General features: G+C 45.0%; 14 protein-coding genes. 9 read left to right on the forward strand and 5 right to left on the reverse strand.

Annotated elements, in window-relative coordinates:
* Positions 1–37 precede the first annotated feature (37 nt).
* Positions 38–415, reverse strand: coding sequence for an autonomous glycyl radical cofactor GrcA (gene grcA, locus AB6E78_RS05105; protein ID WP_017059315.1), 378 nt, complete (start codon positions 413–415; stop codon positions 38–40).
* A 326-nt stretch (positions 416–741) separates the two neighbouring features.
* Between grcA and nfo the strand changes: the two genes are divergently transcribed.
* The 3 genes from nfo to AB6E78_RS05120 all read left to right on the forward strand — a co-directional run bounded on the left by nfo (position 742) and on the right by AB6E78_RS05120 (position 3366).
* On the forward strand, positions 742–1650 hold the full coding sequence (gene nfo, locus AB6E78_RS05110) for a deoxyribonuclease IV (RefSeq protein ID WP_017062881.1): 909 nt from the start codon (positions 742–744) through the stop codon (positions 1648–1650).
* Positions 1651–2047: 397 nt separating this feature from the next.
* Positions 2048–2728 (forward strand): uracil-DNA glycosylase, encoded by a 681-nt coding sequence (gene ung, locus AB6E78_RS05115; protein ID WP_017059317.1) that lies wholly within the window; start codon positions 2048–2050, stop codon positions 2726–2728.
* An 86-nt stretch (positions 2729–2814) separates the two neighbouring features.
* A complete protein-coding gene (locus tag AB6E78_RS05120; RefSeq protein WP_017070073.1) occupies positions 2815–3366 on the forward strand; it encodes a hemerythrin domain-containing protein in 552 nt (183 codons plus the stop codon).
* A gap of 150 nt (positions 3367–3516) precedes the next feature.
* Here the strand turns inward: AB6E78_RS05120 and AB6E78_RS05125 are convergent, their stop codons facing one another.
* The gene (locus tag AB6E78_RS05125; protein WP_017059319.1) at positions 3517–3705 is read right to left on the reverse strand and encodes a DUF3545 family protein; all 189 of its coding nucleotides are present in this window, start codon (positions 3703–3705) and stop codon (positions 3517–3519) included.
* Positions 3706–4414: 709 nt separating this feature from the next.
* On the opposite strand from AB6E78_RS05125, the gene AB6E78_RS05130 reads away from it, so the two are divergent.
* Together AB6E78_RS05130 and yaaA are read left to right on the forward strand one after the other, a co-directional pair.
* Complete coding sequence (locus AB6E78_RS05130) at positions 4415–5842, forward strand: sodium:alanine symporter family protein (protein WP_032545312.1); 1428 nt, start codon at positions 4415–4417, stop codon at positions 5840–5842.
* Between the two features lie 208 nt (positions 5843–6050).
* Positions 6051–6827 (forward strand): peroxide stress protein YaaA, encoded by a 777-nt coding sequence (yaaA, locus tag AB6E78_RS05135; RefSeq protein WP_017059322.1) that lies wholly within the window; start codon positions 6051–6053, stop codon positions 6825–6827.
* A 115-nt stretch (positions 6828–6942) separates the two neighbouring features.
* Here the strand turns inward: yaaA and srmB are convergent, their stop codons facing one another.
* A complete protein-coding gene (gene srmB, locus AB6E78_RS05140) occupies positions 6943–8208 on the reverse strand; it encodes an ATP-dependent RNA helicase SrmB (RefSeq protein WP_017059323.1) in 1266 nt (421 codons plus the stop codon).
* 107 nt (positions 8209–8315) lie between these two features.
* Positions 8316–9044: a tRNA1(Val) (adenine(37)-N6)-methyltransferase gene (locus tag AB6E78_RS05145; protein WP_017062876.1), complete on the reverse strand. Its 729-nt coding sequence runs from the start codon at positions 9042–9044 to the stop codon at positions 8316–8318.
* A 314-nt stretch (positions 9045–9358) separates the two neighbouring features.
* On the opposite strand from AB6E78_RS05145, the gene brnQ reads away from it, so the two are divergent.
* A complete protein-coding gene (gene brnQ / locus AB6E78_RS05150; RefSeq protein WP_017059325.1) occupies positions 9359–10672 on the forward strand; it encodes a branched-chain amino acid transport system II carrier protein in 1314 nt (437 codons plus the stop codon).
* Positions 10673–10818: 146 nt separating this feature from the next.
* Here brnQ and fldB read toward each other — a convergent pair whose 3' ends face one another.
* On the reverse strand, positions 10819–11340 hold the full coding sequence (fldB, locus tag AB6E78_RS05155; protein ID WP_017062875.1) for a flavodoxin FldB: 522 nt from the start codon (positions 11338–11340) through the stop codon (positions 10819–10821).
* A gap of 150 nt (positions 11341–11490) precedes the next feature.
* On the opposite strand from fldB, the gene xerD reads away from it, so the two are divergent.
* From xerD to recJ, 3 genes are all read left to right on the forward strand, one after another.
* Positions 11491–12405: a site-specific tyrosine recombinase XerD gene (xerD, locus tag AB6E78_RS05160; protein WP_017059327.1), complete on the forward strand. Its 915-nt coding sequence runs from the start codon at positions 11491–11493 to the stop codon at positions 12403–12405.
* Positions 12406–12431: 26 nt separating this feature from the next.
* Entirely contained in the window at positions 12432–13211 is a 780-nt protein-coding gene (locus tag AB6E78_RS05165) for a thioredoxin fold domain-containing protein (RefSeq protein ID WP_017062874.1), read from the forward strand.
* Between the two features lie 80 nt (positions 13212–13291).
* On the forward strand, positions 13292–15028 hold the full coding sequence (gene recJ / locus AB6E78_RS05170; protein ID WP_017059329.1) for a single-stranded-DNA-specific exonuclease RecJ: 1737 nt from the start codon (positions 13292–13294) through the stop codon (positions 15026–15028).
* The last annotated feature ends 98 nt before the right edge of the window (positions 15029–15126 follow it).

The raw sequence follows: 15126 nt of genomic DNA on the forward strand, positions 1-15126 counted from the left end.
GAGCGCCGTTTTTGTATTCTAATTTAAGCTCTAAAAATTATAGAGACTCAGTGAACGTACGTGCGATAACGTCACGTTGCTGTTCAGTTGTTAGAGAGTTGAAACGTACAGCGTAACCCGATACACGGATGGTTAGCTGTGGGTAGTTCTCTGGGTGAGCAACTGCATCTTCTAGCGTTTCACGCTTAAGAACGTTAACGTTTAGGTGTTGGCCACCTTCGATGCGTGGTGCTGCTTCGATTGCAACTTCACGGCTTTCGTACTCGCCTAGGTCTGCAGCTGAGATAACTTGGTCAGCTTCGAAACCTGCAGTAGCAACAACACAACGAGCTTCATTCTTCTCGCTATCTAGTAGCCAGATTGAGTTTAGTAGGTCATCGTTTGCTGCTTTAGTAATTTGAATACCTTGGATCATAACTATCTCCTAGTCCACTGAATGTGGTTTGATTATGGTGTTAACTTTCGATTTTTATTGAGCTGGGTAATATATACCTAATATTAGTAAGGTTAACATTGATTTAAGTCAAAAAACAACCAAAAACCATATTTTTACAAAGGTGATTATATTGAGGTAAATCAATAAAACCTTTGAAAACAAAGTAATTACAAAATATTTTAAAGTATAAAAAATATTTAACAGTCATATTTGTTGTAAGTTTACTACATTTGTTGTGTTTTTATTGAACTACAACCGATACGACCCTTTATTTATTAAGCATTCTGAAAGTGTAAAGTGATTTAATGACAAACAATAATTCATCCTCAAAACCGGAAACAAATATTAAGTTTATTGGCGCTCATGTCTCGGCTGCTGGTGGAGTTGATCAGGCGCCTATGCGTGCACGTGAAATTGGCGCCAATGCGTTTGCACTGTTTACCAAGAACCAGAGACAGTGGGCGGCAAAACCGCTAGAAGCGAAAACCATTAGTGCCTTTAAAGCTAATTGCAAAATGTTGGGCTTCGGTGCTGAGCACATTCTTCCTCATGACTCCTACCTTATTAACCTAGGAGCACCAGAAGAAGAGAAGCTAGAGAAATCACGCGCGGCTTTTATTGATGAAATGGAGCGTTGTAATCAACTTGGATTAACGCTTTTGAATTTTCATCCTGGGAGTCATTTAAAGAAAATCTCAGAAAGCGAATGTTTGGCGAAGATCGCTGAATCGATCAACCTAGCTCATCAAGCGGTACCTGACGTAATCGCAGTGATCGAGAATACGTCTGGGCAGGGCACTAATCTGGGTTGGAAGTTTGAACATCTAGCAGAGATCATCGAACAGGTAGAAGATAAGTCACGTGTTGGTGTGTGCTTAGACACCTGCCATACGTTTACTGCTGGCTATGACTTACGTACAAAAGAGGCGTGTGAGCATACTTTTGCTGAGTTCGACCGCATCGTGGGTATGCACTATCTAAGAGCAATGCACATCAATGATTCAAAAGCTGAGTTCGCGAGCCGAGTCGATCGACACCATTCTTTAGGAAAAGGCGAAATTGGCTGGGATTGTTTTGAGTATATTGCCTCTGATTCTCGCTTTAATGGTATCCCTCTTATCTTGGAAACCATTGATTCGACGATCTGGAAAGAGGAAATTCAACAACTTAGAATGTTTCATCGCTCAGCAACGCTAGCGAGCGAACAAGCGTAATAATAGAGGGGGAAATTTATTTCCGTCTATTTCTAAAAATTGGCACCTTTCTTTCATAGTATTAAAGTGAATATGTAGTTCACGATGTCTTAGAGGAGGTGCCTTTATGTATTCAATCACCCAAACTTCAACTATTGCTGTCGCACGCCGTTTACCTACACCAAACCGTCACGTGCATAACCACGGCCACCATCGTACACAGCAGAAAAGTGGTTAATCGAGATAAGCACAACTTGAACTGATTATTATGATTCATCAACAAGTGAACCCTACACATCATGTTTATTGATAGCTGTATGAGGTATAACTAGAGCCTTATTTAGGACAGTTAGCCGATACAGCTATTTTTTTGTCTGGCGAAAGCCGCTAGAAACCTTGATGATTGGGAAGTAAAACGATGACCGCACCAAAGACTTGGGAATCCATTATTAATGATGAACGTGATAAAGAGTACTTTCAGAGTGTCCTCGCGTTTGTTGAACAGCAACGTAATAGTGGTAAAACCGTCTACCCGCCACAAGAACAGGTGTTCAGTGCCTTTGATATGACGCCTTTCGAATCCGTGCGAGTGGTTATCTTAGGGCAAGATCCTTATCACGGTGCTAACCAAGCTCACGGCTTAGCATTCTCAGTGCTTCCTGGTGTGAAAATCCCACCTTCTCTACGCAATATGTACAAAGAGCTTGCACAAGATATAGAGGGCTTTGAGATTCCTAGTCATGGTTATCTCGATTCTTGGGCATCGCAAGGGGTGTTGATGTTGAACACAGTCCTTACAGTCGAAGAGGCAAAAGCACACTCACATGCTAAGTGTGGCTGGGAAACCTTTACCGATGCCATTATTGCTGAGCTCAATCAGCGCTCTGAACCGATCATCTTTTTGTTGTGGGGCGCACACGCCCAGAAGAAAGGTCAAGCGATTGATGACGACAAGCATCATGTGTTGGTTGCACCTCACCCATCGCCATTATCGGCACGCCGTGGATTCTTCGGTTGTCAGCATTTCTCTACAACCAACAAGCTGCTTTCTTCTATGGATCAACAACCTATTGACTGGCGTTTACCAACAGAAGTGTAGGTTGGTGGTTTTCTGAGCAGGGTCAAATCATAAATCAGCATATTCGTATACACTTATAAATAGTAGGTGTAATGGAGTGCAATACTATGATGATTGAAAGGATAAGACGAGAGCATGGCTATATGGCTCGTTTACTCGCGATACTCAACAGTAAGTTAGAGTTTCTGAAACAGGAGCGAGAAATAAACTATAGCCTGATCGCAGAGGTGGTTCATTACCTTATGAACCATTCAGACAAAGTGCATCACCCTAAAGAAGACGTCATTTATCGCTACTATCTTAAGCAATATGGCAGCGAGCAAGCGATTGAAGACTTGGAGTTAGAGCATCAATTGCTTTCTGAGAAAACGGCGGACTTTTTAGGTTTGGTCGATATGATCCTTCAAGATGCGGTGGTTCCTCAGCAAGTCTTTATTGAGCAGCTTGAAGCGTTTGTTAAGGCTCAGCGAAAGCACATGGAATATGAAGAGAAGCATGTGCTACCCATGATTGTTGAGGCGTTCACGGTGAAAGATTGGCAAGAAGTGGAGTCTCAATGGCTTCAACCGGAAGATGACCCTGTTTTTGGAGAGACCATCGCCGATCAATATCGCCAACTCGCGGCTCGGGTTCGACAAAATGAACAAGAGTGTGTTTAGCCCGTTGTAATGTTGAGGTGCACCTATTTTAGGTGTCCTCTATATTAGAGGGTTGGTTTCTAAATGGCGCTTTGAGCGGATTAACTACCTCAAAAAATAAAAAGGCACCTATATAGGTGCCTTTTGCTATCTGATTTCTTATCGTGCTGATTAAAGTTTTATATCGTCAAGGCTAAAATCAAGACCTAGGTTCATCTCTCTCAGCTCTTTCTCAAGCTGCCTACGATCGTTGATGGCTTCGATTTCACGCCACTTACGCTTGAGTGGTTTCGAGCGTGATTTTTGAGTTACACGAGGCATTTCTAGTTCTGATACTTCATCGAATTGAAAGCTATCCATAAGCCATATCTCCTTCCGTGGGACTAGTTCTTACGAACCAATAAATATCATATTTAGGTTCACAATAACTTTGATTTGTTTCTCATTTGTTTCAAATCCATGAAGCTTTTGTTCTATTTTCTTATGCATGCTCACACATTGTGAGAATTATTATGTATAAAAAACAGGCAAACAAACCTAAGTAAACGATTAAATTGGGGGTTATTGAATGTTAATTCATTGTGCGAATGGAATAGCGTTTTGACTACAATGCATTGAAGTGCACATGGTACCGTGCGGTATAGGGATCTCATTGGCCTAGAAAAAAACGAAGATCTTCACTATACCTTGTAAAACCTAGGCTGACGTCATTTTTATAGGATGGTGTTCTTGTTGGGGTAGTGCCGTGGCTGTTGTTGATATTATGTCCCGATAATGTGACTTTTATTGGGCTGCATTGTTGAAAGTTGTGTTAACAAAAGGTGTGTTATTAGTGAAATGTCATTTTAATATAAGTGTATTTGCATATTGATTTTTAGGCCGTCTCGCTGCATTATCCGCCCGTCAAAAAATACACTGATACGTAAAATGGATGCATGAAGCGACATTTACAGTCTCAATCGCCGCAAGAATATAACAAGAGTGCCGACACAACATTGACAGAGGCATAGGCGATTAAGAGGAAGGCTAGGAAGCATGATCGGTGCTTAAACTCAATTACGAGGTTCACGTGACAGACTTAATCAATTTGATGAACGATCTCCTTTGGGGATCTATCTTAGTTTACTTACTGGTTGGTGTGGGTATCTACTTCACTGTACGACTAGGCTTCATTCAATTCCGCCATTTCGGCCACATGTTCTCTGTTCTTAGAAACAGCCGTAAAGCAGACAGTGCTGGTATCTCTTCTTTCCAAGCTCTTTGTACTAGTCTCGCTGCTCGTGTAGGTACGGGTAACATGGCAGGTGTTGCTGTAGCACTAACCGCTGGTGGCCCTGGTGCTATCTTCTGGATGTGGCTAATCGCAATGCTAGGTATGGCAACATCGTTTGCAGAAAGCACACTGGCACAGCTATACAAAACGCGTGATAACGACGGTAACTACCGCGGCGGCCCTGCATACTACATGGAGAAAGGCCTAGGCATGCGTTGGATGGGGGTTCTATTCTCTATCTTCCTCATCATTGCATTTGGTCTTGTATTCAACGCGGTTCAAGCGAACGCGATTGCAAGCGCAATGAATACGGCATTCGACCTTGAGCGTAGCTACGTTGGTGTTGGTATCGTAATCATCTCTGCGTTCGTTATCTTCGGTGGTATCCGTAAGATTGCACGCACAGCAGAAATCATCGTTCCAATCATGGCATTGGCTTACCTAGCGATCGCTATGTACGTGATGTTCGCGAACATCGAGAAAGTGCCTGAAGTACTGGCTCTTATCTTCAAGAGTGCATTCGGTCTGCAAGAAGCAGCAGCGGGTGGCCTAGGTTACGCAATCGCACAAGCGATGATTAACGGCATCAAACGTGGTTTGTTCTCGAACGAAGCGGGTATGGGTTCTGCGCCAAACGCAGCAGCTTCTGCTACGCCTTACCCACCGCACCCAGCATCACAAGGTTACGTGCAAATGCTAGGCGTGTTCATGGATACCATTGTTATCTGTTCAGCAACAGTCGCAATCATCCTGATGTCTGGTGAGTATGTACCACACGGTGAAGTAACGGGTATCGAACTAACGCAACGTGCACTAACAGCACAAGTGGGCGAATGGGGCGGCATTTTTGTAGCGGTAGCGATTTTCTTCTTCGCTTTCACTTCAATCATTGCAAACTACTCGTACGCTGAAACGAACCTTATCTTCCTTGAGCACAACAACAAGAAGGGCCTAGTGCTGTTCCGTATCGTTGTTCTGGGTATGGTTATGTTCGGTTCTCTAGCGACGTTACCAACGGTATGGGCACTGGCTGACGTATCGATGGGCCTAATGGCGATTGTTAACTTGGTGGCGATTATCCTGCTATCAGGTATCGTGATTAAGCTAGCGAAAGACTACAACCGCCAACTAGACGCGGGTAAAGTACCAACATTCGATTCGAATGACTTCCCAGAGCTTAAGTCTCAGCTGGAAGACGGTATTTGGGACAACAACAAGAAGTAATCTTGTTGGAGCGATAAACGGCTCATCCTAAAGTGATTAGAAAGGCTAAGGTTTCGACCTTAGCCTTTTTGTTTGCCTGTCATTTGTCTCATTCTGTCTATCGAAGCTCATTCTCCCTATCGAAGTAATAGGAAGAGTCATAAAGACAAGTTGATGTTTTTTCTATACTCTAGCAGCATCCAGTTAGATAACCGATTAGGGTAAAGTTATGTTAGTTGTCGTTTCTCCAGCCAAAACACTTGATTACGAATCACCATTAGCGACGGAACGCTTTAGTCAGCCTGAGTTTGTTGAACACTCTGCTGAGCTGATTGAAGAGTGCCGCAAACTGACGCCAGTAGATATTTCTGCACTGATGAAAGTCAGCGATAAAATCGCAGGGTTGAACGTAGCGCGCTTTGAGCAGTGGAGCGAGACCTTTACCCAAGACAACGCACGCCAAGCAATCCTAGCCTTTAAAGGCGATGTATACACTGGCCTAGACGCTGAAACGCTATCGGATGAAGATTTTGACTACGCACAAGACCACCTGCGCATGCTTTCTGGGTTATATGGCTTGCTTAAGCCATTAGATTTGATGCAGCCATACCGCCTAGAGATGGGTACACGCTTGGCGAATGCTCGTGGTACTAACTTGTACCAGTTCTGGGGCAACATCATCACAGACAAGCTGAATGAAGCGTTGAATGCTCAAGGCGACAATGTGTTGATCAACTTGGCGTCTAACGAATACTTTAAAGCCGTGAAGCCGAAGAACTTGGATGGCCAAGTGATTACCCCTGTATTCAAAGACTGCAAGAACGGTCAGTACAAGGTGATCAGTTTCTACGCGAAGAAAGCGCGTGGCATGATGGCTCGCTACATCATCGAGAACAAGATCGACTCGGTTGAGGCGCTGACCCAGTTTGATACGGCGGGCTACTACTTCGTTGAAGAAGAGTCGAACGCGAAAGAGCTTGTCTTTAAGCGCGAAGAGCAAAACTAGTAGTCCTTGGCTAACGAGTAGCTCTCGGTTTTAGCCTGATAACAGACCAGATAGAGAAAAGCCCCATGCAGCGAACTGCATGGGGCTTTTTTATTGAATCGTTGAAGCTGGTAGATTACTTCTTCTTTGCTGCTTTCTTTTTCTTCGCGATTTTTTTCTTCTTCGCGATTTTTTGTTTCTCTACCGCTTTCTTATCTTCTTTCTTCGGCTTCTTCTTCTTAGTCACGGCCGCTTTCTTATGCGTAGGGCGCATGCCTTCAATAAAGCGTTCTTTGATTGGTTCGTCTGTGTAACGAGCCACACGCTCAATCATTAGTTGATCGTGCGCTTCAATGATAGAAACCGCGTTACCTTTTTTACCAGCACGAGCAGTACGGCCAATACGGTGTAGGTATACGTCAGCAGTACGTGGCATGTCGTAGTTGATTACGTGGCTTACGTCTGGAAGGTCGATACCACGAGCAGCAACGTCAGTCGCTAGTAGTACGTTTACAGAGCCGTCACGGAAACGAGCAATCGCGTTGTTACGACGATCTTGAGGCATTTCACCTTGGATCCACGCACATGGGATTTGCGCGCTTTCAAGTTGAGCTCGTAGATCACCTAGACGATCACGCGTCTTCAAGAATACGATGCTGCGCTCAGCTTGCTCTGTGATGACGTGCTTTAGGATGTTCAGCTTGTGCTCTGCTGTGTCTGCACGGTGGTACCACTGAGTGATCTTCTTACGCTCACGAAGTGATGATTTCGCATCGATCTCCGCTGGGTTTTTCAGTAGATCTTCAGTGAAGCCTTCAATGCCTTTACCTTCTAGCGTTGCTGAGAACAGTAAAGTTTGTTTACGCCAGCGACACTCTGCAGACAGACGGTCAACAACAGGACCAAAGCCCATGTCTAGCATGCGGTCGGCTTCATCTAGAACCAGCCATTCAATCGCACGACAGTCAAAACGCTCGCCTTCAATGTATTCCATCAAACGGCCAGGTGTTGCTACTACGATATCTTGAGTGGTACTTAAGATATCTGCGTGCTCTTGGTACATCACACCGCCTGTGATCGTGAAGATATTTAGGCTGGTGTATTTAGCAAGCTCACGTGCTTGTTCGGTGATCTGCATTGCTAGCTCACGCGTTGGCGTCAGGATAAGCATACGTGCAGGGCCAGATTTCTTACGTGGGAAATCCAGTAGGTATTGCAGTGCTGGCAATACAAATGATGCTGTTTTACCAGTACCTGTTGGCGCAGAAGCCAAAACGTCTCTTCCATCTAACGCTTGTGGGATTGCTTCAGCTTGTATCTGTGTTGGACGTTCGTAGCCCATTTCGTCAATTGCTTTAAGCAGCTCTTGGTTTAGATCGAGTTCTGCAAAGGTTCTGATCACTGTTGTTTCTCCACAAGCAATAAATGTTTCTGCCTCAAAAAGCAGACGATAAAAAAGAGTAGTCGGACATTATAGAAGCATTAGTGATTAGGATCACATGGTATTTGCTACATCTTGAGATAAAAATCTTTAGTGAGCGCAATAAATGCTTCGCTATAACCACCTTGATGGTGAATTGTAAGCGATTCGCGCTGCAAATCTTGCTCGCAAGCAGGGTCTTTAGATAACTCGAATAAAATTCGGCTAGCTGGCTTTTTATCTGTTGTTTTTACATCAAGGCGTTTTGCTAGATACCAACCACATTGCTCGGCAAGCTTGATAAAACCTTCCCCCTCAGGCGTCGGTAGGATGAAACTGGCAGTCGCGGCGTCGGTTGTTATCTCGAAACAACGCTGGGCAAGCGCTAAATGATCCAAGCTGTCGGTGTGCCTGGCGGTGGCTCTTTGGCTTTGCTGCGCCTGTTCTCCAGAGTTGAAGTAGGGCGGGTTACAGATGATCGCATCAAACCTTTGTGGAAAGTCGGTTGTTAACACGCTGCCGTGATCAAGGGAGATACGATTTTGCCAAGGCGACTGCTCAATATTGACAGTGGCAGCATCAATAGCGTGTTGATCAATATCTATCGCAGAGATTGAAGCATCTTCAAAACGCTGCGCAGCCATCAAAGCCAGCAGACCTGTCCCGGTTCCAATATCGAGTACACATGATCTTTGTGGCAGGCTTACCCAAGCGCCAAGTAATACGCCATCGGTACTGACTGGCATACCGCTTTTCCCGCCGTAAATTGAGAATTGCTTAAAATTGAAGCTTTTAGTTTGCACTGTTTTGTCTTTCATTAATGTTCTGAGTATCGAGATATTTTAAGTGATTAGCTCTAATGTTAACCGCTTGTATGAATCAATGTTCTGCTTGGAAGAATATTGTTGTGCATTATGGTTAGTTTATAATTGTGGCTATTTTTCTATAGCTAGTGGAATCCACTGCTTTTTGTTCTCATATGCAAATTTATATGGTGTTTTTGTGTGGTGACTTGCAGCTAGCCAGTTGTTTCGTCATTATGCGCGACTATTTTATAGATTGATTGACAGCTTTGAGCTGTAACATTCATGTAAGCACAACATAAATTCATAAATATAATTAAGGATTATCTGTGAAACAGAGTCTAAAACTAACAGATATAATGGCATTGGGCTTTATGCTTTTTGCGTTTTTCTTGGGTGCGGGTAACATCATCTTCCCACCTCTAGCTGGCCAATTAGCCGGTGATCACTTCCTTCCAGCGATGTCTGGTTTTCTGCTGACTGCCGTTGGTCTGCCGTTAATCACTATCGTCGCGGTCGCAGTGGCTGGTGGCTCTTGGGGTCACTTAACTAAAGATCTTCCTAAGAAAGCAGCAACCATCATGGCTGTACTGATCTTTATCATTATCGGTCCTGCATTTGCTGCACCGCGTACTGGCCTTGTTGCCTATGAGATGGCGGTGAAACCGTTCTTCATCGATGCCTCTCAAGCTCACCTAACTCTCTTTTCGATTGCATTTTTTGCAGTAGCGATGTTCTTCTCATGGTCGCAAGGTAAGCTTATTGACGTCATTGGTAAGGTGCTAACACCTGCACTGTTCGTTGGTTTGGTTGTGCTGGCGATTGCTGTATTCGTTAACCCTCAAGGCGATATTCTTGCGGCTCACGGTGAGTACATCACTCAACCACTAACCAAAGGTTTCCTTGAAGGCTACAACACCATGGATACTTTTGCTTCTTTGATGTTTGGTATGCTGATTGTTGATGCGATTCGTAGCAAGGGCATTACTGACCGTGCAGCGACGACTAAGTACCTAATTAGCGCGGGTTGTATTGCCGCAGCGGGTCTGGCGTTTGTTTACATCTCTCTATTTTTCCTAGGCGCAACAAGTGCAACAGTCGCAGCTGGTGCAGACAATGGCGGTGCTATTTTAAGCCTATACGTTCAATCGTTGTTTGGTCCTTCTGGTCAGCTAGTGCTTTCTGTGATCGTACTATTAGCATGTCTAACTACGGCGATTGGCCTTGTGTCAGCATGTTCTGATTACTTCAGCTCGCTAACGCCTCTGTCTTACAAGACTTGGGTAATCATCAATGGTGTAGCTTGTGCAACCGTTGCGAACGTTGGTCTTTCTCAACTGATTTCTCTGTCTGTTCCAGTACTGTTTGCACTGTACCCAGTCGCTATCGCGTTGGTTGCTCTGACATTCTTACGTAGCCGTTTCCCTAATCCAAAAGCGGCTTACCGCGTAGTGGTATTAGTGTCACTGCTGTTTGCTCTTATTGATGGCGCTAAAGTAGCGGGTGTAGACGTGTCTGCACTTAAGATGCTGCCACTGTTTGAGATCGGTATGGGTTGGTTGCTTCCAACAACGGCTGCAATCATCTGTATGTTCTTTGTTGGCAAGTCAACAGAACAAGAGATGGCTGAAGAGACTGTTTAATCTTCCGTTGAGATTAGATTGTCCTTCGAGATGAAATAGAAAAGGCCTCATTACTTCGCAGTAATGAGGCCTTTTTGTATTCTGTGGTCTTTTTATATCCAGCTAGTTACTTGGTTAGCTACTTAGCCGGGAGTACTTCTGTTTGGTTATAGCTTTTCGCTGTACTCAACCAGTACTTGCTCAACCCAGCTTGCGATACGGTCGTCGCTTAGCTCGTATTGTGAATCTTCATCAAGCGCCAAACCAACGAATTGAGATTTGTCTTCGGTTAACGCTTTAGACGCTTCGAACTCGTAGCTGTCATCGTTTGGCCAGAAGCCAACAAACTCTGCACCCGCGGTTTTCAGTTCATCATGCAATAGACCCATCGCATCTAGGAACCATTCGCCGTAGCCTTCTTGGTCACCCAAACCAAACAGAGCCACAACCTTGCCTTTCATAGGCGTGGTTGCGATGTCTTCCCACAGTTCATTCCAATCTTCTTGGATTTCACCGAAGTCCCAAGTCGAGATGCCCAGCAATAAAAGGTCGTAGTCCGCCATCAATGAAAGAGGGCTTTCTTTCACGTTATGGATATCAACTAGGTCTTCACCAATAATGCCGCGAATTTTCTCTGCTGCCATTTCTGTGTAGCAGGTGGTTGAGCCGTAAAATAATCCAATTTTCATAGCAAACGTTCGATTTTAATTTCAGATGGCGAATTCTAACCATAAATCGACTTCGATTGCAGCGATTATCCGCTCAAGTCGTAATTTTTATGGCATTCATATTTGCTCTGGCATACTCTCAAAACAGTTTCCAATATTGTGAGTAACACTATGCAGTCGCCTCAAGGGCAGAGCGCAGACCACGGTCTCGTTGAGCAGTTTTTAGATGCTATGTGGATGGAGCGAGGATTATCGGAGAATACGCTTGTCTCGTACCGTACCGATTTGTCCAAGTTATTAGCGTGGATGGAAAAGAACAATTACCGCCTCGACTTCATTAGCCTTTCAGGTTTACAGGATTATCAAGGCTGGTTAGCCGACGCCGATTTTAAGCAGACCTCTCGTGCCCGTATGTTGTCGGCGATTCGTCGCTTGTTCCAATATTTGCACCGCGAGAAAATCAGAGGCGATGATCCAAGTGCCTTGTTGATCAGCCCGAAGCTGCCGCAACGCTTGCCGAAAGATTTGAGCGAAGAACAGGTTGATGCTTTGCTCGATGCGCCAGATCCGAACGATCCGATTGAGCTTCGCGATAAGGCGATGCTTGAGTTACTCTATGCAACCGGTTTGCGTGTGACAGAACTGGTTAGCTTGACGATGGAAAACATCAGCCTAAGACAGGGCGTGGTGCGTGTTATTGGTAAGGGTGGCAAAGAGCGCTTAGTACCAATGGGCGAAAATGCGGTGGATTGGATAGAGACTTTTATTGAACAGGGTCGTCCACATCTACTTGGCGAAAACAGTTCTGATGTGGTTTTTCCGAGTAAACGCGCCAAGCAAATGACCCGTCAGACGTTCTGGTATCGTATTAAGCACTACTCGGTCGTCGCTGGTATCGACACAGAATTGTTGTCACCACACGTATTGAGACACGCTTTTGCGACGCATTTACTGAACTATGGCGCAGATCTCAGGGTCGTACAGATGTTACTTGGGCATAGTGACTTATCGACAACCCAAATTTATACTCACGTGGCGACTGAAAGGCTCAAGCAAATTCATGCGCAGCATCACCCACGTGCTTAAATCCATTTATTTTTAAGGTGAACTTAATGAGCGTATTACGCCGTCTTCCTCTACTAGCGCTTCCTCTTATGATTACTGCATGTAATGCATCAGAAGCGAAAGTAGAAACAACATCAACAGCCGTAGAAGCTGCTCCAGCTCAAGCTATTGATACAGCTGCGTTAACTAAGCGTTTTGAAAAAATCGGTATTAAGGTCGATAAGATTGTTCCTTCGGATATCGATGGTTTGTTAGAAGTTCAAACCAACAGCGGCATTATATTTTCTTCTCCAGAGGGCGATCACTTTCTAGCCGGTACACTTTACTCTTTAGATGAAAACGGTAAGTTCAGTGATGTTTTGGCTGAGCGTCAAGCTCCGCTGAATGCTGAAAAAGTCGCGGCGATGTCGGATACGGTTATTGAATACAAAGCCGATAACGAAAAGTATGTTGTGACGGTATTTACTGACATTACGTGTGGCTACTGTGTTCGTCTGCACAGCCAAATGCAGGGCTACAACGATCTGGGTATTACCGTTCGTTACATGGCTTACCCACGCCAAGGTGCGACAGGGCAAGTTGCCGATCAAATGGCAGCAATCTGGGCTTCAGATGATCCAAAAACAGCGATGCATGACGCTAAAGTAAACCGTCAAATGCCAGCGTCTGGTAAAGACCTAGCAGAGCAAAAGCAGATCATTGCTAAACAATACCAACTGGGTCGTGAGCTTGGCATCAATGGCACACCGGCTATCGTGCTAGCAAGTGGTGAGTTGGTGAGTGGTTACTTACCGCCAGCACAACTTCTTCAACGTTTAGAGCAATAATCTCGTTTTCTGTATTGCCAATTTATCCCCCATGTTTTTGATTTAAGGAGTGGCCTGATTGATATCGGGCCCATTTTTATATGATAGAGATCCAACGCCGTCCTGAGGTCGACATTTCAGTCTTACCTGCTCACTTACCTGACTTGTTAAAGCGCATTTATGTGAGTCGTGGAATCGACAGTGCCGACCAACTAGAGACAGCAGCGAAAGGCTTGCACTCTTATCAAAAACTGGGCGGCATTGATGCTGCGGTTGAGCTGTTGTTCAAAGCTATTCAGCAGCAAAAACGCATCATCATTGTTGGTGACTTTGATGCCGATGGCGCGACCAGCTCGGCGCTGTCTGTTTTAGCGTTACGTATGCTCGGCAGCTCTAACGTCGACTATCTGGTACCAAACCGTTTTGAAGATGGTTATGGCTTGAGCCCTGAGGTTGTTGAACAGGCAATCGAGCTTGGTGCTGAAGTGATCATGACGGTCGACAACGGTGTATCTTCAATTGAAGGTGTTCGCTTTGCTAAAGAGAAAGGGCTAGAGGTTCTGGTTACCGATCATCACTTGCCGGGCAATGAACTGCCAATGGTCGATGCTATGGTTAACCCAAACCTTGAAAGTTGTGCTTTTCCTTCGAAAGCCCTAGCGGGGGTTGGTGTCGCTTTTTACCTGATGATGGCATTGTGTGTTCACATGCGTAAATTGGGTTGGTTTGCAGAGCGCGGCATGACAGAACCTAAGTTGATGGAACTGATTGACCTTGTGGCGCTGGGTACGGTTGCCGACGTGGTTCCACTCGATGAAAACAACCGAATTTTAGTTCATCAAGGTTTGCAACGTATTCGTGCGGGTAAAGCTCGTCCGGGCATTCAAGCCTTGATCGAAATTGCTAAGCGAGACGCTAAGCGTTTGGTGGCGTCTGACTTTGGCTTTGCTCTTGGTCCTCGTATCAATGCAGCTGGTCGATTAGACGACATGTCTTTTGGTGTTGAGCTGCTAATGAGTAACAACATCCATGCGGCTCGTCGAATGGCGAGTGAGTTAGATGGCTTGAACCAAACACGTAAAGAGATCGAAGAGGGTATGAAGCAAGAAGCGATGGCTTTTTGTGAGCGCCTTGAATTTGGTAAAGACGACCTACCTTCTGGCTTGGCACTATTCCAACGTGATTGGCACCAAGGTGTGATTGGTATTTTGGCTTCGCGTATCAAAGACAAATACCACCGCCCAGTGATTGCGTTTGCAGATGGCGGCGAAGGCAGTATCAAAGGTTCATGTCGTTCAATTCCGGGTCTGCACATGCGTGATGCATTGGACCGAATTGATACTCAAAACCCTGGCTTGATTCTTAAATTTGGTGGCCACGCAATGGCGGCTGGTTTAACCATCATGGAAAAGGACTTTGAACGCTTCAGCAAGCTGTTCAATGATGTGGTGAAGAATGAACTTGGAGAAACAGCACTGAAGGGCATTATCTTGTCTGATGGTGAGCTGTTACCAGAAGAGTTCTCGATGCACACCGCTGAAACGCTGCGTTCAGGTGGCCCGTGGGGACAAGCTTTCCCTGAGCCAATCTTCGATGGTGAGTTTAAAGTGCTGCACCAAAAGCTGGTGGGTGAAAAGCACCTTAAGCTGATGCTTGAGCCGCTCTACAAAGGCCACCCAACCAATGTGATGATTGACGGTATTGCCTTTAACGTCGACCTACGTCGCTGGCCTGATGCATCAGTAAAAACCGTTCATCTTGCATTTAAGCTCGATATCAACGAATTTCGCGGCAACCAATCGTTGCAGCTGATGATTGATCATATCGAAGCCAAATAGTGATTTTGGGCTCAATAATGCTCATCATATAGTGCCAAATTCAACAAGCTCTGTTCAAAAACAGGGCTTGTTTTCCTTCCTGCCCTTACAAAATTTAC

Origin of the sequence: Vibrio sp. 10N.247.310.98 (assembly GCF_041467395.1) — a bacterium.
GTDB classification, from domain to species: Bacteria; Pseudomonadota; Gammaproteobacteria; order Enterobacterales; family Vibrionaceae; genus Vibrio; species Vibrio crassostreae_C.